19 protein-coding genes are annotated in these 15,709 nt (G+C 67.6%); 18 read left to right on the top strand and 1 reads right to left on the bottom strand.

All coding sequences use genetic code 11. The features are described from left to right. The first annotated feature begins 8 nt into the window (after positions 1 to 8). The 18 genes from U4960_RS03130 to U4960_RS03045 all read left to right on the top strand — a co-directional run bounded on the left by U4960_RS03130 (position 9) and on the right by U4960_RS03045 (position 14,080). Positions 9 to 1,172 carry a phage portal protein gene (locus U4960_RS03130; protein WP_324262157.1) on the top strand — a complete coding sequence of 388 codons (1,164 nt, stop codon included), beginning with the start codon at positions 9 to 11 and terminating at the stop codon, positions 1,170 to 1,172. Further along, positions 1,169 to 1,477: a DUF6127 family protein gene (locus U4960_RS03125; RefSeq protein WP_324262156.1), complete on the top strand. Its 309-nt coding sequence runs from the start codon at positions 1,169 to 1,171 to the stop codon at positions 1,475 to 1,477. The genes U4960_RS03130 and U4960_RS03125 overlap by 4 nt, the downstream gene beginning before the upstream one ends. Positions 1,478 to 1,509: 32 nt before the next feature. After that, positions 1,510 to 1,947 carry an HK97 family phage prohead protease gene (locus U4960_RS03120; protein WP_324262155.1) on the top strand — a complete coding sequence of 146 codons (438 nt, stop codon included), beginning with the start codon at positions 1,510 to 1,512 and terminating at the stop codon, positions 1,945 to 1,947. 70 nt (positions 1,948 to 2,017) lie between these two features. Next, positions 2,018 to 3,175, top strand: a complete 1,158-nt coding sequence (locus tag U4960_RS03115; RefSeq protein ID WP_324262154.1) for a phage major capsid protein — start codon at positions 2,018 to 2,020, stop codon at positions 3,173 to 3,175. Positions 3,176 to 3,280: 105 nt separating this feature from the next. Further along, positions 3,281 to 3,826, top strand: coding sequence for a head-tail connector protein (locus U4960_RS03110; protein ID WP_324262153.1), 546 nt, complete (start codon positions 3,281 to 3,283; stop codon positions 3,824 to 3,826). Beyond that, complete coding sequence (locus U4960_RS03105) at positions 3,823 to 3,996, top strand: hypothetical protein (protein ID WP_324262152.1); 174 nt, start codon at positions 3,823 to 3,825, stop codon at positions 3,994 to 3,996. Before U4960_RS03110 ends, U4960_RS03105 begins: the two co-directional genes overlap by 4 nt. Positions 3,997 to 3,999: 3 nt before the next feature. After that, positions 4,000 to 4,398, top strand: coding sequence for a tail completion protein gp17 (gene gp17 / locus U4960_RS03100; RefSeq protein ID WP_324262151.1), 399 nt, complete (start codon positions 4,000 to 4,002; stop codon positions 4,396 to 4,398). A gap of 5 nt (positions 4,399 to 4,403) precedes the next feature. After that, positions 4,404 to 4,823, top strand: coding sequence for a phage major tail protein, TP901-1 family (locus U4960_RS03095; RefSeq protein ID WP_324262150.1), 420 nt, complete (start codon positions 4,404 to 4,406; stop codon positions 4,821 to 4,823). Beyond that, complete coding sequence (locus tag U4960_RS03090; protein WP_324262149.1) at positions 4,820 to 5,128, top strand: gene transfer agent family protein; 309 nt, start codon at positions 4,820 to 4,822, stop codon at positions 5,126 to 5,128. The genes U4960_RS03095 and U4960_RS03090 overlap by 4 nt, the downstream gene beginning before the upstream one ends. Continuing rightward, on the top strand, positions 5,125 to 5,319 hold the full coding sequence (locus U4960_RS03085; RefSeq protein ID WP_324262148.1) for a phage tail assembly chaperone: 195 nt from the start codon (positions 5,125 to 5,127) through the stop codon (positions 5,317 to 5,319). Before U4960_RS03090 ends, U4960_RS03085 begins: the two co-directional genes overlap by 4 nt. Next, positions 5,312 to 5,887 carry a tail tape measure protein gene (locus U4960_RS03080; RefSeq protein ID WP_324262147.1) on the top strand — a complete coding sequence of 192 codons (576 nt, stop codon included), beginning with the start codon at positions 5,312 to 5,314 and terminating at the stop codon, positions 5,885 to 5,887. Before U4960_RS03085 ends, U4960_RS03080 begins: the two co-directional genes overlap by 8 nt. Positions 5,888 to 5,899: 12 nt before the next feature. Next, positions 5,900 to 8,224 carry a DUF2460 domain-containing protein gene (locus U4960_RS03075; protein WP_324262146.1) on the top strand — a complete coding sequence of 775 codons (2,325 nt, stop codon included), beginning with the start codon at positions 5,900 to 5,902 and terminating at the stop codon, positions 8,222 to 8,224. Next, entirely contained in the window at positions 8,221 to 9,036 is an 816-nt protein-coding gene (locus U4960_RS03070) for a DUF2163 domain-containing protein (protein WP_324262145.1), read from the top strand. Before U4960_RS03075 ends, U4960_RS03070 begins: the two co-directional genes overlap by 4 nt. Next, entirely contained in the window at positions 9,033 to 9,443 is a 411-nt protein-coding gene (locus U4960_RS03065; protein WP_324262144.1) for an NlpC/P60 family protein, read from the top strand. The genes U4960_RS03070 and U4960_RS03065 overlap by 4 nt, the downstream gene beginning before the upstream one ends. Before the next feature lie 5 nt (positions 9,444 to 9,448). Beyond that, positions 9,449 to 11,623, top strand: coding sequence for a phage tail baseplate protein (locus tag U4960_RS03060; RefSeq protein WP_324262143.1), 2,175 nt, complete (start codon positions 9,449 to 9,451; stop codon positions 11,621 to 11,623). A gap of 27 nt (positions 11,624 to 11,650) precedes the next feature. Beyond that, the gene (locus U4960_RS03055) at positions 11,651 to 12,109 is read left to right on the top strand and encodes a DUF2793 domain-containing protein (RefSeq protein WP_324262142.1); all 459 of its coding nucleotides are present in this window, start codon (positions 11,651 to 11,653) and stop codon (positions 12,107 to 12,109) included. Positions 12,110 to 12,301: 192 nt separating this feature from the next. Then, positions 12,302 to 13,429 carry an OmpA family protein gene (locus tag U4960_RS03050; RefSeq protein ID WP_324262141.1) on the top strand — a complete coding sequence of 376 codons (1,128 nt, stop codon included), beginning with the start codon at positions 12,302 to 12,304 and terminating at the stop codon, positions 13,427 to 13,429. Positions 13,430 to 13,522: 93 nt separating this feature from the next. Further along, positions 13,523 to 14,080 carry a superoxide dismutase family protein gene (locus U4960_RS03045; RefSeq protein WP_324262140.1) on the top strand — a complete coding sequence of 186 codons (558 nt, stop codon included), beginning with the start codon at positions 13,523 to 13,525 and terminating at the stop codon, positions 14,078 to 14,080. 21 nt (positions 14,081 to 14,101) lie between these two features. Here the strand turns inward: U4960_RS03045 and U4960_RS03040 are convergent, their stop codons facing one another. Next, positions 14,102 to 15,682 (bottom strand): spinster family MFS transporter, encoded by a 1,581-nt coding sequence (locus U4960_RS03040; RefSeq protein ID WP_324263162.1) that lies wholly within the window; start codon positions 15,680 to 15,682, stop codon positions 14,102 to 14,104. Between the last annotated feature and the right edge of the window lie 27 nt (positions 15,683 to 15,709).

Raw genomic sequence — 15,709 nt, 5'->3', positions numbered from 1 at the left:
AGAACCCCATGTCCTTTCTCACCACAATCACCTCCGCCCTCAAGGGCGGGGGCGGGCCGCGCGTGCCTATCGCGCGCGGCTTTGTCTCGCCCTGGGCGCTGGCGTTTGACGCAGGCACACCAACCGGTCCGAGTCCGTTCGATTACAGTCGCTCGGTGCGCGAGGGGTTTTGCGACAACCCCGTCGCCCAGCGCGCCGTGCGGATCGTGGCGGAGGGGGTGGGCAGCGCGCCGATGCTTCCCGCCGACCCCATGCTCACCGGCCTGATCGGTGCCACCAGCGCGGGTCAGTCGCTGGTCGAGACCGTGGCGGCGCATCTGCTGCTCCACGGCAATGCCTTCATCCAGGTCATCAAGGACGGGGCGGGCCAGCCGGTCGAGCTCTATGCCCTGCGGCCCGAGCGGGTCAGCGTCTCGGCCGGGCCGGATGGGTGGCCCTGCGCCTATCGCTACGCTCTCGCCGGACGAGCGCTGGAGATCCCGCTGGAAGACGAGGCAGGCTGGCCCGAGCTGATCCATATCCGCAGCTTCCATCCGGCGGACGACCATTATGGCGCGGGCCAACTCGCCGCCGCCGCGCAGGCCATCGCGATCCACAACGCGGCAAGCGAGTGGAACCGCGCCCTGCTCGCCAATGCGGCGCGGCCCTCCGGCGCGCTGAGCTATGACCCGGGCGATGGCGCCGGGCTGACGGGCGAGCAGTTCGAGCGGCTGAAGGCCGAGCTGGCGCTCGCCTACCAGGGGCAGGCCAATGCCGGACGGCCGATGCGGCTCGAAGGCGGCCTCAAGTGGCAGCAGGTGGCCCTGTCTCCCGCCGACATGGACTTTGCGACGCTCAAGGCCGCCGCCGCACGCGACATTGCCCTCGCCTTCGGGGTGCCGCCAATGCTGCTCGGCCTGCCGGGCGACAACACCTACGCCAACTACCGCGAGGCGAGCCGGGCGCTGTGGCGGCTCACCCTGCTGCCGCTGGCGGGGAAGATCCATGCCGGTCTCGCCGAGGGCCTGGCGGCCTGGTTCCCTGATGCGCACCTCGCGGTCGATCTCGACCGGATACCCGCCCTGTCGGAAGACCGTGAGCGGTTGTGGGCGCAGGTCAGCGCCGCCGATTTCCTGAGCGACGCGGAGAAGCGCGATCTGCTCGGCCTCGCCCCTGAAGGAGACACACCATGACCCGCGAAGACATGCTCGCCCGCCTGATCGCGCAGGCGGATACGGAAGGCAGCGACCTCGTCACCCTGCGCGCGATCGTGGAGGAATCGAGCGAGGTCGGCGCGGCCCGCGCGCTCGCCCGGCTCGGCCTCGGCGATGAGAGCGCGCAGGACGATATCGACGAGCTGCGCGAACTGCTGCGGGCCTGGCGCGACGCGAAGGCGAGCGCGTGGAAAGCGGCGGTCGACTGGCTGGTGCGCGGGGCACTCGCCCTGCTGCTGGTCGGGATCGCGGTGCGGCTCGGGATGCCCGGATTGCTCAAATGATCCCGGATCAAGTCCGGGGCAGGGGCGGCGCTATGAGACTCGCCGGATACGCCGCGCTGTTCGCTGTGCCCGACGGCGCGCGCGATACGATCCGCCCGGGGGCGTTCGCTGCCACGCTCGCCGCCCGCACCGGTCCGTTGCCGCTCTACTGGCAGCACCGGCCCGAGCAGCGGATCGGCTGGATCGAGCAGGCGCGCGAGGACGAGCGCGGCCTGCGGGTAATCGCCACGATTGACAACCCCGACAGCCGCGCCGCTGCGATGCTGCGAACCCATACGGTTAATGGCCTCAGCTTTGGCTACCGCGCCCGCGCCGCCCGCCACACGCCGCAGGGCCGGGTGCTGGAGGCAGTCGACCTGTTCGAGGTCAGCCTCGTCACCCACCCGCTGCAACATGCGGCGCGGGTGCACTTTGTTCACGACCCTCAAACGCCGGGCGGGGCGCGTCCGCGCCCCTTGGCTTCGGCCTGAACGGCCGGCGCGCAGTCGCGCTTTGGCTGCCGCGAACGATCTCCCCCTCCCCCACGAAAGGTAAATGCCCATGGATACCGCTACCCCCACCGCGCCGGTTATTGACCCGGCTGAAGCCAGTTTCGACATCGTTGCCCGGCAGGACAAGACCGAAGCCGAAGTCACCGCGCTGCGCACCGATGTCGACGAGGTGAAGGCCCGGGTCGACCGGATTGCCCGCGCCGCTCACCGCCCTGTCATCGGAGGGGCGATCGCCGGCAGCACCGACAGCCCGGAAGTGAAGGGCTTCGTCGACGGCTACCTGCGGCGCGGCAGCACGGCCGAGATCAAGTCGGTTCGCGGCACGGTGCCCGCCGATGGCGGCTATGCCGTGCCCAGGGAAATTGACGCCCTGATCGCCCGCGAACTGACCGCGATCAGCCCGATCCGCGCGATTGCCCAGGTGGTCCAGACCGGCAGCGCGGGTTACCGCAAGCTGGTCACCACTGGCGGCACCGCCTCGGGCTGGGTCAGCGAGACCGCCGCCCGCCCCGAGACCGCAACGCCCCAGTTCGCCGAGATCGCCCCGCCGACCGGCGACCTCTACGCCAACCCGGCGGCGAGCCAGGCCATGCTCGACGATGCCGGGTTCGATCTGGAATCCTGGCTCGCCAGCGAAATCGCGCTCGAATTTGCCCGCGCCGAAGGGGCCGCGTTCATCAATGGCACCGGGGTGAGCCAGCCCGAAGGGTTCCTCTCCGCCCCGTTCGCCAGCACTGTCGACGGGTCGCGCCCGTTCGGCACGGTGCAGTATATCGGCACCGGCAACGCGGCCGGGTTCGGTGCCGCGCCGGAGGACACCCTGCTTGATCTGGTCCACACCCTGCGCGGCGGATACCGGCAGGGGGCAAGCTGGGTGATGAACTCAGCCACCCTCGCCACGGTCCGCAAGCTCAAGACGGCCGACGGCGCGTTCCTGTGGCAGCCGGGCCTGGTCGAGGGGCAGCCCGACCGCCTGCTCGGCTATCCGGTGGTCGAGGCAGAAGACATGCCCGATCTCGTCACCGGCGAGACCCCGATCGCCTTCGGCAACTTCCGTGCCGGCTATCTGATCGCAGAACGCAGCGCGACCCAGATCCTGCGCGATCCCTTCACCAACAAGCCCTTCGTCCACTTCTACGCGACCCGGCGCGTAGGCGGACAGGTACTCGATTCCAGCGCGATCAAGCTGCTGCGGGTCGAGGCGTAAGCCCTACCCGGCTCCTCCCCTCCGGGAGGTACCCCGCGCCCGCACCGGCTGCCCCCTTGCCGGTGCGGGCGCACCCCTTTTCCCCTTCCACAACCGGAGCAGACCATGCGCCGCACGATCATTGCGCCCGCCGATCCCGGCGCGGCCGCGCTTGCCGAACTGAAGGACTGGCTCGGCATCCGCACGCCTGCCGAAGACGCGCTGCTGGGGCGCCTGCTCGCCAGTGCGCTGGAGGCTTGCGAAGCGTTCACCGGCACCATGCCGCTCATCCAAGGCTGCGCCGAAGTGCTGCCGGTCAGGGCCGAGTGGCAGCGCCTCTCGACCCGCCCGGTCAGCGCGATCACGCAGGCCATCGGCCTTCCCGCTGAAGGGTCCGCTTTCCCGCTGGCGGGCGACGCCTTCGAGCTCGAAATCGAGGCGGACGGTACGGGGCTGGTCCGGGTATTCCGGCCCGGGGCCGCCGGCCGGATCGACGTCCGCTACATCGCCGGGCTCGCCAGCCAGTGGAACGGCCTGCCCGACGCCCTGCGCCACGGCGCACTCCGGCTCGCCGCGCATCTATACCGCAACCGTGACAGCGGCACCGACGCGGCCCTGCCCGCTGCCGTCGCGGCGCTGTGGCGGCCGTGGCGGGTGGTGCGCCTCGCATGATCCGCGCCCGCTCAACGCTCTCCCCCAGCGCTTTCGCTCAGAGGCTGGCCCGCAAGGCTGCCCGCCTGGCTGAGGCCCGGGCCGGTGCCAGCCTGCTCGCCCGCCGGGAAGATCCGCGCCGCTGGCGCATGGCCCGGCTGCTGTGGCCGCTTTTCACCAGCAAGGACTAGCCCATGGAAATCGACCTGCGCGCGGCGCTGATCGGCTGGCTGCGCGCCGCCCCTGCCCCGCTCGATCTGCTCAATGCGATCGAGGAAGAGGCGCCCCCGCGCGCCGCGCCGCCCTGGCTCGGCATTGCCGCCAGCGCCTCGGCCGACTGGAGCACGAAGGACCGGCAGGGCCGCGAGATCCGCGTGGCAGTGGAACTGACCACGCGGGGTGACGATCCGGCCGCTGATGGCGCGCTGGTCCGCGCGCTCGGCCAGCGGATCGAGGCCCTGCCGCGCCTCCAGCCTGACTTCGAGGTGGCCTCGATCCTGTTCCTGCGCGCCCGCGCCGAGCGGCGGGAGCGGAACCTGCGCTCGATGCTGCTCGAATACCGTTTCCGCCTGCTCAGCTTTCAACCGGAGTAACCCCTATGACCGCCCAGAAAGGTTCCGCCTTCCTCCTCAAGATCGGCGATGGAGCAATTCCACCCGCCTACCAGACCGTCGCTGGACTGCGCACCACGCAGATGTCGATCAACGGCGATACCGTGGTCGTCACCCACAAGGAATCCGGGGGCTGGCGCGACCTGCTGTCGGGCGCAGGCACGCGCTCGGTCTCGGTCTCCGCCAGCGGCATCTTCCTCGGCAGCGGGGCAGAAGCGGCCATCCGCGCCCATGCCCTGGCCGGGACACTGGCCGACTATGAACTCTCGTTCGAGGACGGCGAGAAGCTGCGCGGGCGCTTCCTGGTCCAGCGGCTCGACTATGCCGGCGATTTCAACGGCGAGCGCAACTACACCCTCCAGCTGGAAAGCTCCGGCGCGGTGGTGCCGGTGGTGTTGGCACCATGAGCGCCAATACTGTTCGAGGTGAGGCCGTGCTCACGATTGGCGGCGAGGCCCGGGTACTGCGCCCCAGCTTCGCCGCACTGGTCGCCGCCGAAGAGGAACTCGGGCCGCTGTTCGCACTGGTCGAGCGGGCCGGTGCGGGGCAGCTCACGCTGGCCGAAATGACCGCGCTGTTCTGGCACTGCCTGACCGACCGCTCCGGCCTCCCCCGCGATGCGGTGGGCGAAGCGGTGGTGAACGCTGGCCTTGCCGAATGCGCGGTCCCGCTACGCGCTTTGCTCGGGGCGATCCTCCAGGGGCGGGGATGAGCGACCGGTTTGACGCCCAAGTTGCGCGCCTGCTCCCTCTCGCCGCCCGCGCATTGGGTTGGGCCCCGGATACCTTCTGGTCCGCCACTCCGGCCGACCTCGCCATGGCGCTGGCAGATCCAGCCGCGTCTTCCTCATCCCTGACCCGCGCCGAACTCGACCACCTGCTGGAGACCGACGACCATGGATGATGATATCGACCGCCTGCTGGTGGACGTCCGCGCCAGCACCGGCGGTTTCGAAGCCGACATTGCCCGCATGCGCGGCAGCTTCGATGCGACGCTGGTGGACGGTTTTGCCCGGGCCGGCGGCGTGCTTGAGCGCGGGCTCCTGTCTGCCATCCGGCGCGGCAGCCTGGGTTTTGACGATCTGCGCCGGATTGCGAACCAGGCGCTCGACCAGATTGCCGCCCATGCGCTGCAGATCGGGCTCGATTCCATTCTCGGCGGGCTTGGCAGCGGGGGTTCAGGCGGCGGCCTGCTTGGCGGGCTGCTGGGCGCGGTATTCGGCCTGCCCGGCCGTGCGACCGGCGGACCGGTGGCACCGGGGCGCGGCTACCTTGTGGGTGAGCGCGGGCCCGAACTGTTCGTGCCGACCAGCGCCGGGCGGGTCGAGCCGTCGTTGGCCGCTGGCGGCGGACGCGACGTGCGGGTGGCGATCACCCTCAACCAGCCGCGCGGGGCGAGCGCCCCGGCATCGCTCCGCCGCTCATCGCGCCAGGTCGCCAGCGCCGTGCGCCGGGCGTTGCTCCAGTCCTGAAGGATAGCACCAATGGCATTCTGGCTCGCCAAGCAGCACCTCGGGCAGGACCGCGACCATATCCAGCGGTTCGACCCGCAATACTGGACAGTCAACTTCCCCCGCCCGATGATGGCCAGCGTCGTCACCACCGGCCCGGCCAGCCTGCGGGTGGAGTGCGAATTCCACCACAGCGGCGAACTGGCGGGGCTGATCTGGGACAGCGAAGACACGCTCGATCATCCGCTGCTACGGTACGAAACGCTGCGCGACTACGCGCACTGCGTGCTGCGGTTCCGCTGGCGATCGGGCGGGCTCATCCCGCTTGATGCGCCCAATGGGCCGACCCTGACCATCGAGGGCACGGACGGCAGCGGCACGGCGCGGACCTGGTTCGTGCGGCTGTGGAACTACGCCAGCGGCAGCCCGACCGACGCCGCCATCGAGCTGCGCTTTTCCGGGCTGGAGGCGGGGTGGAGCCTGCCGGGCGAACCGGTCTGGCCGCACGCCATCGACCGCATGTTCATCTCGCTCGTCCCGCCCGGATACGAGGCGGGCTCGACTGCCCTGCTACCTGCGCGGGTCAACGGCTGGGCGGAAATGCTCGACATCGCCTGCGAAGGGCAGGACGCGGTGATCGCGATCGGGGATGTGGTCCTGCCGCCGCACGACGTCGGCATCTGCACCGCCTATGACGACAGCTTCAACCAGACGCCGGCCCGGCTGCTGCACAACATGCAGGGCCTCGGCTACCGGGGCCGGTTCGTCCATTATGTCGGGATGAGCCATTTCTTCCGGCTCATCCCGGTCGGCGGACGGCTGGAAGCCTCGCCGACTTGCGAGCTCGCCGTTCCGGCAGAGGCCTGGCATGTCGACTTCTTCGCACGCTGCGTCGCGCTCGACATGGCGCCGATGGTGTCAATCTCGTTCGAACTGCTGGCGCAGCACTGCCCGGAAGCATGGATGCAGCGCGCCCACGACGGCAGCCCGGCGCTGACCGGCTGGTCGCCCCCTTCGGCCGTCCTGTCACCCGCCAACAACGCTGCCATGGGGTTCCTGCGCCAGGCCTTCCGCCGCTTTGCCCGCCTGATCAAGGCTGCCGGGGCGCCGCCGCTGTTCCAGATCGGGGAGCCATGGTGGTGGGTCATGGCGGACGGCCGGATCTGCCTTTATGACAACGAGGCGCGCGCGCGCTTTGGCGGTTCGCCTCCGATCATCGCCGACATCCGCCAGCCACTCGACGCCGCGCAGAAGTACCTGCTCGACCAGGCAGGGGCAGTGCTGGCCCAATCCACCAGCACGATGCGCTTCCGGGTGCGGCAGGAGCTGGGAACAAGCTCGGAAACCCGCCTGCTGGTGTTCACCCCCACAGTGCTCGATCCTGCCATGCCCGAGCTTTACCGGGCGAACCTGCCCGCCGGCTGGGCCTGGCCCGCCTACGAAGGATTGCAGCTGGAGGATTACGACTGGCTGACCGCAGGCCGGGAAGCGGCGCGGCGAAACGGCTGGACGTTTGCCACTCAGCGCCTGGGCTATCCCGTCGCGCGCACGGAGTACCTGTCAGGCTTTGTCCTTTTGCCCGAGGATGCAGACCCGTTCTGGCGCGCGATCGACGCCGCCCTTGATGCCCCGCCGATGCGCGATCTGCCACGCCGTTATGTCTGGGCGCTGCCGCAGGTCGCCCGTGACGGTTACGTCCGCCTTCCCCCGCCTGAGGAGCCGACCATGCAAGCCTTCGATGACGTGCTTTATCCGCTTGCGCTGGGCCGTGATGCTTCGGCCAGCCCGGAGTTTTCCACCACTGTCAGCGTGATGGCCTCGGGCCATGAGCGGCGCGCCTCGCTGTGGAGCGATGCGCGGATGAGCTACGATGTGGGCCCCGGCATCCGGTCCGAAGCAGAGCTGGCGGTGCTGTTGCAGTTCTTTCGCGCCCGGCGCGGGGCGGCGCGCGCCTTCCGTCTGGCCGACCCGTTCGACTGCAGTTCCAGCGGCATGTCCGGGCAACCCGGGCCCACCGACCAGCTGCTCGGCATCGGGGACGGGCTCACGGCGACCTTTGCGCTGGTGAAACGCTATGGCGAGGGGCCCGAGGCCCAGGTCCGCCGGATCACCCGCCCGCGCGCCGGAACCGTCAGTCTAAGCATCAATGGCAGCGCGGCCCAGGGCTGGACGCTGGAACCGGGCGGGGTGATCGTTTTCGCCGAGGCTCCTCCCACCGGGGCCGAAGTGCGCGCCGGGTACCTGTTCGATGTGCCGGTGCGTTTTGCCGAAGACCGGCTCGATGTCTCGGGCGCAGCCTTTGCCGCAGGGGAAGCGCCATCCGTACCACTGGTCGAGGTGCGCGAGGCGACCGCATGAGCCGGGTGTTCTTTGCCAGTGAGCTGGAGGGGGTCGCCCTTTACTGGCAGGTGTTCCGGCGCGACGGCGCGGCGCTGGGCTTCACCTCGCATGATCGCGATCTGTGGTTCGGCGGACTGCTGCACCGCGCCGCGCCCGGCATGGTACCCAGCGCAATCCGCAAGAGCGCCGGGTTCGACGATGACAGCGCCGAAGTGGAAGGGGCGCTCTCCCACGACAGCATCAGCGAGGCCGACCTTGCGGCCGGTCGTTACGATGGCGCATCGGTTACGCTGGGCGTGGTCGACTGGGAAACGCTGGAGGCCTTGGCCCTCTACAGCGGCGTGCTCGGCGCGGTGTCCTTGTCCGACGGGCAGTTCAGCGCCGACCTGCGCTCGGCCAAGACGCTGCTCGATATCGACCCCGTTCCACGCAGCAGCCCGCTGTGCCGCGCACGGTTCTGCGGGCCGGGCTGCACACTCAATCCGGCCCGCTACACCATGATTGCTGCGATCGAAGCGGTAGTGGCAGATGGCGAACGGCTGCGGTTCAGCGGCCTCGACCACCCACTTTACCAGCATGGCGCGCTGCACTGGCTGGACGGCCCAGCGGCAGGCGTGCGGGCGCGCGTGGTCGATGCCGATGCGACGGGCCTGATACTGGACCGGGCGCTCGATTGCGAAGTGCCGCCGGGCACCCGGGCGAGACTGCGCCAGGGGTGTGACCGGACGCTGGCAACCTGCACGTCCCGCTTTGCCAACGCGGCCAATTTCCAGGGCGAGCCGTTCCTGCCCGGCAATGACCTGATTGCCCGCTACCCGAGGTCATCATGACCGAAGGCATGGCCATCGCAGCAGCGGCAAGGGCGCTGGTCGGCGCCCCGTTTCGGCTGCACGGTCGCGATCCTGCCACGGGTCTCGATTGCGTCGGGCTGGTTGCCGCTGCATTCAGGGATGCCGGCATAACGGCCCACCCGCCGGTCGGATACCGATTGCGCAACCGGGACATAACCGCGCACCTGGCCATGGCCGCCCGCATCGGGCTGTTCTCCGTAACTGGTGAACATCGACCCGGCGACGTGGTCCTCGCAGTTCCCGGACCGTGGCAGCATCACCTGCTGGTGGCGGCAGATTGCCGGACCTTCATCCATGCCCATGCCGGGCTCGGCCGGGTGGTCGCCCTGCCGGGTCCGCTATCGTGGCCCGTTATGCGCCACTGGCGCTATCGCACGAAAGACTGATCACCATGGCAACACTGGTACTGGGCGCGCTGGGAACGCTGATCGGCGGGCCACTGGGCGGAGCGATTGGCGCGCTGGCCGGCCGACAGCTCGATTCGGCCCTTATCGGTCGCTCCTCGCGCGAAGGACCGCGCCTGAAGGACCTGGCGATCTCGACCTCCAGTTATGGCCAGCCCATCGCCCGGGTTTTCGGCATGGCGCGGGTTGCCGGCACGATCATCTGGGCGACCGACCTCGTTGAAAGGGGCGCCAGCAGCGGTGGCGGCAAGGGCAAACCCAGCGTAACCAGTTACAGCTACTCCACCTCGTTCGCAGTCGCTCTGTCGAGTCGGCCGATCGAGCGCGTCGGCCGTATCTGGGCCGATGGCCAGCTCATTCGTGGCGCATCCGGTGAACTCAAGACAGGCGGGACGCTGCGCGTTCATCAAGGCCATCCTGACCAGCAGCCCGACCCCCTGTTGGCGTCGGCGCTGGGGCCATCGTGCCCGGCGTTTCGCGGCTGCGCCTATGTCGTGTTCGAGGATCTGCAACTGGCGGATTTCGGCAACCGCATCCCGGCGCTTTCGTTCGAGGTTTTCGCCGATGGCGAACCGCTCTCGCTTGAGGGGCTGCTTTCCCCGGCGGGGAGGCAGATCGAAGCGGATCGGCCGCTCGACGGTCTGCGCGGGTTCGAACAGACTTCCGGCTCGCTACGTGAGGCGGCCAGCCTGATCGATCTGCTCTATCCGTCGGTTACCGACGCTGCAAGCGACCGTCTCCTGGTCAAGCCGGCAGCCCCATCGTCGCTGCCCGCTTTGTTACTGCCTCCCCCGACCGGTGCACCGGATGAAGACGGTTTCGGGCAAAGATCGGGCCGGGCAACAAGCCATTCCACGGCACGTGCGCAGGCAGTCGAAGCCATCCGCTATTACGATCCCGCGCGGGACTTCCAGCCAGGGGTCCAACGGCTTGAAGGCGGAGCCGGCACCGGAGGCGAGACGCTTGAGTTTCCCGCCGTGTTCGACGCACCGGTAGCGAGGCATCTCCTGCGATCGGCATGGGTGCGCGCCACCAGCCAGAGCACCCGCCTTCGCTGGCGCATGGCAGAGATCGATCCCCTGATCGGACCGGGTCAGCTAGTGGCAGTGCCCGGGAGAGCCGGCAAATGGATGATCACCGACTGGGAATGGCGCGAAGGCGGGATAGAGCTGACCCTCGAACGGACCCGCGCTGCCATCCTGGATCAGGTCGCAAGCGATCCGGGCCATTTCATTCTGCCACCTGACCTTGACCCGGCTCCGACGAGACTATGGGCCTTCGAATTGCCGCTCGACGGGACCGGCACCCCGGATCAGCCACGGCGTTATCTTGCTGCCAGCGCGGCAAGCGCAGGCTGGAGCGGCGCGGAGCTTCTGGTCGATCAGGCCGGAGGGCTGGTTCCTGTCGGAACCAGCGGCCGGAGCAGGGCAATAGCGGGTGTGACAACCACCCCGCTGGCGGGTTCACCCGGGCTCATGCTGGACTATGGCGCCAGTCTGGAGGTGGAGCTGATTGCACCCGACATGGTGCTGGAGCCGGCCAGCGTCCGGGCACTGGCACATGGTGCCAACCGCCTGCTTGTCGGCACGGAGATCGTCCAGTTTGTCGAGGCGACTGCGCTCGGGGGATCGCGCTGGCGGCTAGACGGGCTGCTGCGTGGACGCGGCGGGACCGAGAAGCAGGCGCAGCAAGGTCATCTTCCTGACACTCTGGTTATCCTCCTCGACCAGGCCCTGATCCCGGTCGAAGGGCTGGGCCCGGCCGCAGCCGCTGCGGACCTGTTTGTTGCCAGCGGCCTTGCCGATAGCCGGCCCGTTGCGGCCGCCCTGGACAATCCGGGCGCAAGCCTGAAGCCCCTCAGCCCGATACACGCGCGCCGCGTGCATTTATCCGATGGCAGCGTCCGGTATGGCTGGACCCGCCGCGCGCGGGGGGCGTGGCTCTGGACTGACGGTGTGGACGTGCCGCTGGTCGAACAAGGCGAACTCTATCTGGTTGGCACAGGCCCTCTAGAGCGCCCCACCCGATCGTGGGAAACCGCCTCTCCCCAACTTGTCCTCGATGCTGCCGCGTACGCCGCGCTACCAGCCAGCGAGCCGCTCTGGGTTCGCCAGATTGGCAGCCACGCGCTGTCCGACCCTTTGCTGCTTCCTGTTCCTTGAGCTTGAACCCTGCCAGCGAGACACACCATGCCAGAACCTCTTGCCTTTCCCGATGCCTCCCCCCGTCACGCCCTGCCGTACCTCTTCGCCGGTCAGGCGCAGAAGGAACTGCATGTGAACGAGGCGCTCGCGCGACTCGATCTGCTGGTTCATCCCCGGATCATGGGCATTGCCTCCGACCCCCCAGTCACGCCCCAGCCGGGCGAATGCTGGTTGATCGGACCGGGTGCGACCGGCCTATGGTCTGGCAAGGCTGATTCGCTGGCAGGTTGGACCGGGGCGGACTGGCTGTTTGTTGCGCCACACGCCGGGATGCGGGTGTGGGACGAGGCGGTAGGCCAGTCCCGGTTCTATAGAGACGGCTGGCAGGCAGCCTCAGCGCCTCCCGCTGCCGCCGGGGGCGAAACGGTTGATGCAGAAGCGCGTAGTGCAATCAATGCCTTGATAGCTGTACTGGCCGGGTGCGGTATTTTTCCGCAAGCTTGAGGGAACCGTTTGACTTTGCCATCGTTGAGGGCGAATGAGCGGGAAGTTTCGGCTTGTTTCCTCCCGTTTTGGGAGGACTTAGAGGCATTCTTGCAACAGTTTCGGCCTAAAGGTCGCTTGCTTCCGGCGGGTGGAAAAGTTAGAAAAAGTCCGCTCGGTGGATAAATTTTCGCTAAAAAGGGGAAATATGTAATGCGGAATCTCGTGATTGGCATGGCGCTGGCCTCAACGGCCCTTGCTTCGCCTGCTCTCGCCCGTGATGGCCAATGGTACATCGAACTTGGTGGTGGCCCGATGATCGTTGAAGACATCGGCATGGAAGTAAATGACTCCGGTAACGACAACATCGAACTGGACGCCAAGACCGGCTACGATTTCGGCGGCATCGTTGGTTACGACTTCGGCGGCTTCCGCCTCGAAGCTGAAGCTGGCTACCGTGCGGCTGACATCAAGGGCCTGTCGGCTGACTCCGCCGGTGTGCAGGCCGATCCGGTCTCGCAGGGTGGTCTTGCGAACGGCCAGTTTCCTGCGCGCGGTGAAGCCAATGTGCTCAGCTTCATGCTGAATGGCTTGCTCGACTTCGGCGATGATGACGGCCTGCAGGGCTTCGTCGGCGGTGGTATCGGTGTCGCGCGGACCGCGCTCGACGCAACCATCGATGCGAGCGGCCCGGGTGCATTTGACGATTCGGACAGCGGCCTTGCCTGGCAGGTCCTCGCCGGAATTCGCGCTCCGCTCAGCGACTCTTGGGACGTGGGCCTGCGCTACCGCATGTTCACGGCTGAAAACGTCGGCCTGACCGACACGATCGGACGTGACCTTGATGCCAAGTTCCGCTCGCACTCGCTGCTCGGCACGCTGACCTACAACTTCGGCGGTGCGCCGGAAGCTGCGCCGCCGCCTCCCCCGCCGCCGCCGCCGCCGCCTCCCCCGCCGCCTCCCCCGCCGCCGCCGCCGCCAGTGGCAGCGTGCAACAAGGGCCCGTATATCGTGTTCTTTGACTGGGATCGTTCGGACATCACTCCGGAAGCGGCAACCATCCTCGATAACGCTGTTTCGGCCTACCGGAACTGCGGCACGGCTTCGGTCATGCTTGCCGGTCACGCTGACCGTTCGGGTGCAGCCACCTACAACCAGGGTCTGTCGGAGCGTCGCAACGCCTCGGTCCGCCAGTACCTCGCAGGTCGCGGTGTTCCCGATGGCCGGATCAGCAGCCAGGGCTTCGGCGAATCCCAGCCGCGCGTTCCGACCGCTGATGGCGTGCGCGAACTGCAGAACCGCCGCGTGGAAATCACTTACGGTCCGAACTCGGGCATGTAAGCTTCCCACCTTCGGGAAAAAAGATAAGAGGGGCCGGAGCAATCCGGCCCCTTTTTCGTTGTGGCTGGGTCAGTACCGATAGAGGAACCCGTCATGAACCGCATCCAGTCCCGCCCCAACCGTGCTCTCCGGGCCGTTCTGCCGCTTACGATCACGGCCGCCAGCTTGGCCGCCTGCTCCACGCTCGCCGAACTGCCGACGGAGCGGATCGGCTCTGCGACAATGATGCTGTCAAACGGGTTGCCAGCCGGGACAGTGCAATTGCTGGCCAATGGCGACAAGGTCACACTGGCAGTTGCCGCCACCGGCATCGCGGCGGGCCCGCGCGGTTTTCACCTGCACACGAAGGGCGAATGCACCCGCCCTGACTTCACCTCGGCCGGCGGCCATCTCAACCCGCAAGGGCGGGCGCACGGGAAGGACGCCCCCGGTGGTGCCCATGTCGGCGACATGCCGAACCTGGTGTTCGACAGCCGCCAGACGGCCTCACTCTCGTTCGATTTGCCTGGCACCCGCGCTGAGGTCGAAAACTGGATCTTCGATGCTGACGGCACTGCGGTGATCATTCACGCAGGCGAAGACGACTACCGCACCGACCCGACCGGCAACGCCGGTGCCCGCGCCGCATGCGGCGTTCTGACGCGCAACTGAACTAGCCGCCCAGTTCCTACATCAGGCAGAAGCGCGCTCGCCCGAACGTTCGAGCAGCGACGCTTCCGCCTCGGGGACGGCGCGGTAAGCATACAGCAACAGAACCACGGCAATCGGCGCCACGCCGATCAGTGACAGGATCCCTGTCCGCAGGTCGCCCACGAGTTGCCCATCCACCATGGTTCCGGTCAGATCAGAAATCTGGCCCACCATGTAGGGGCCGAAACACAGCCCGACCAACGTCGTTCCGAGGAAAAACGAAGCCGTCGCCGTGCCGCGCATCCGCGGGAGCACGAGGTCCTGCGTCGTTGCCGCTGCCGCGCCAAGCGCAGCCGCGCCAAACATTCCGGCAAGGAAGTTCATGACGTAGAAGAGCAGGACGTTATCGGTCGAATAGCCGATCCAGATCGGGATGACGGGTGCAATCACTCCGAACAGGATGACCAGAATCCGTCCCGCAGGATTCCGTGCCCGCAGTATATCAGCCAACCGGCCCCCGAGAATGACCCCGATAAACCCGCTTGCCGCGCCATTGGCACCGAGGACGAAAGCCAGTTCCGATTTGGGCAGGCCAAGAACCTGTTCGGCATAAGGCGCGGACCAGAACGCCAGAGCATAGGCTGCCAGCGCCACGAGGCCATATCCGAGCGTCGTACAGATAAACGCCGGCGTTCCCCAGATCAGGCGGAAGGTTGGCGGGTCTTTCTGCCGCAGGACACAGGCCCACGAGAAAACGGCGTAATAGCCGAGCGCCACGGCCGACCACTGCGGCAGGTTGCCGGTCAGACCGATCATGATCCAGGCAAACGCGGCCAGCAACACCGCGACAAGGATGTTTATCGCAAAGGCTGCCGGGCCCCGCCGCCAGGCACCGATGAGCGTGAAAGGCGGCACGATCGTCGACAGATCGGCAAAGAAATCAGTGAAGGGCTTGCCCGATCCGGTGCTTGGGACACCGTCCATCGCGCCGCGCACGGGTTCGCGAAGGCTGGCCACCCAGAGCGCCACCAGCAAACCGGGCAGGCCAACGGCCAGGAAAGCTGCCTGCCAGCCCACGAGGTCGAGCGGGCCGCCGCCCGGATATGCGGCATTCCACGATTCGACAATCTTCGCCCCGATGAACAGCGAAATCCCGCCACCGATATAGAGACCTGACGAATAAATCGCGATTGCTGTGGCGCGCTGCCGTTTCGGAAAATAGTCTGATATCAGGGAATAAGCCGTCGGACTCGCGGTAGCCTCGCCAATCCCCACGCCCATGCGCGCAAAAGTCAGGGTCAGCTGGTTGCGGGCAAAGCCTGATAGCGCGGTCATGGTCGACCACAGGGCCAACCCGATGCTGAGCAGCTTTACCCGGTTCCAGTTGTCCGCCAACCGCCCCAGTGGAATGCCAAACAAGGCATAGAATACGGCGAACGCTGCCCCGCCCAGGAAGCCCATATCGCTGTCGGTCAGCCCCAGGTCCCGCTTGATGTCGAGCGCCAGGATCGAAATGATCTGGCGATCGATGAAATTGAGGATGTAAACCACCACCAGCACGCCCAGAACGTACCAGCTGTAGGAACTGGCCTTCATCGTATCGGGGTTGGTATCGGCGCTCATCTCGGCCCCATTGGCACCCGGTTCGGC

The sequence above is a fragment of the Altererythrobacter sp. H2 genome, from assembly GCF_035319885.1.
Taxonomy (GTDB): domain Bacteria; phylum Pseudomonadota; class Alphaproteobacteria; order Sphingomonadales; family Sphingomonadaceae; genus 34-65-8.
The sequence above is the reverse complement of the archived record's forward strand: the minus strand, read 5'-3'. Positions and strand labels throughout refer to the sequence as shown.

Bases quoted from the DNA above. Each gene is read 5' to 3' on its own strand.
- U4960_RS03130 (WP_324262157.1), top strand. From the start codon at position 9: ATGTCCTTTCTCACCACAATCACCTCCGCCCTCAAGGGCGGGGGCGGG.
- U4960_RS03125 (WP_324262156.1), top strand. From the start codon at position 1,169: ATGACCCGCGAAGACATGCTCGCCCGCCTGATCGCGCAGGCGGATACG.
- U4960_RS03120 (WP_324262155.1), top strand. From the start codon at position 1,510: ATGAGACTCGCCGGATACGCCGCGCTGTTCGCTGTGCCCGACGGCGCG.
- U4960_RS03115 (WP_324262154.1), top strand. From the start codon at position 2,018: ATGGATACCGCTACCCCCACCGCGCCGGTTATTGACCCGGCTGAAGCC.
- U4960_RS03110 (WP_324262153.1), top strand. From the start codon at position 3,281: ATGCGCCGCACGATCATTGCGCCCGCCGATCCCGGCGCGGCCGCGCTT.
- U4960_RS03105 (WP_324262152.1), top strand. From the start codon at position 3,823: ATGATCCGCGCCCGCTCAACGCTCTCCCCCAGCGCTTTCGCTCAGAGG.
- gp17 (WP_324262151.1), top strand. From the start codon at position 4,000: ATGGAAATCGACCTGCGCGCGGCGCTGATCGGCTGGCTGCGCGCCGCC.
- U4960_RS03095 (WP_324262150.1), top strand. From the start codon at position 4,404: ATGACCGCCCAGAAAGGTTCCGCCTTCCTCCTCAAGATCGGCGATGGA.
- U4960_RS03090 (WP_324262149.1), top strand. From the start codon at position 4,820: ATGAGCGCCAATACTGTTCGAGGTGAGGCCGTGCTCACGATTGGCGGC.
- U4960_RS03085 (WP_324262148.1), top strand. From the start codon at position 5,125: ATGAGCGACCGGTTTGACGCCCAAGTTGCGCGCCTGCTCCCTCTCGCC.
- U4960_RS03080 (WP_324262147.1), top strand. From the start codon at position 5,312: ATGGATGATGATATCGACCGCCTGCTGGTGGACGTCCGCGCCAGCACC.
- U4960_RS03075 (WP_324262146.1), top strand. From the start codon at position 5,900: ATGGCATTCTGGCTCGCCAAGCAGCACCTCGGGCAGGACCGCGACCAT.
- U4960_RS03070 (WP_324262145.1), top strand. From the start codon at position 8,221: ATGAGCCGGGTGTTCTTTGCCAGTGAGCTGGAGGGGGTCGCCCTTTAC.
- U4960_RS03065 (WP_324262144.1), top strand. From the start codon at position 9,033: ATGACCGAAGGCATGGCCATCGCAGCAGCGGCAAGGGCGCTGGTCGGC.
- U4960_RS03060 (WP_324262143.1), top strand. From the start codon at position 9,449: ATGGCAACACTGGTACTGGGCGCGCTGGGAACGCTGATCGGCGGGCCA.
- U4960_RS03055 (WP_324262142.1), top strand. From the start codon at position 11,651: ATGCCAGAACCTCTTGCCTTTCCCGATGCCTCCCCCCGTCACGCCCTG.
- U4960_RS03050 (WP_324262141.1), top strand. From the start codon at position 12,302: ATGCGGAATCTCGTGATTGGCATGGCGCTGGCCTCAACGGCCCTTGCT.
- U4960_RS03045 (WP_324262140.1), top strand. From the start codon at position 13,523: ATGAACCGCATCCAGTCCCGCCCCAACCGTGCTCTCCGGGCCGTTCTG.
- U4960_RS03040 (WP_324263162.1), bottom strand. From the start codon at position 15,682: ATGAGCGCCGATACCAACCCCGATACGATGAAGGCCAGTTCCTACAGC.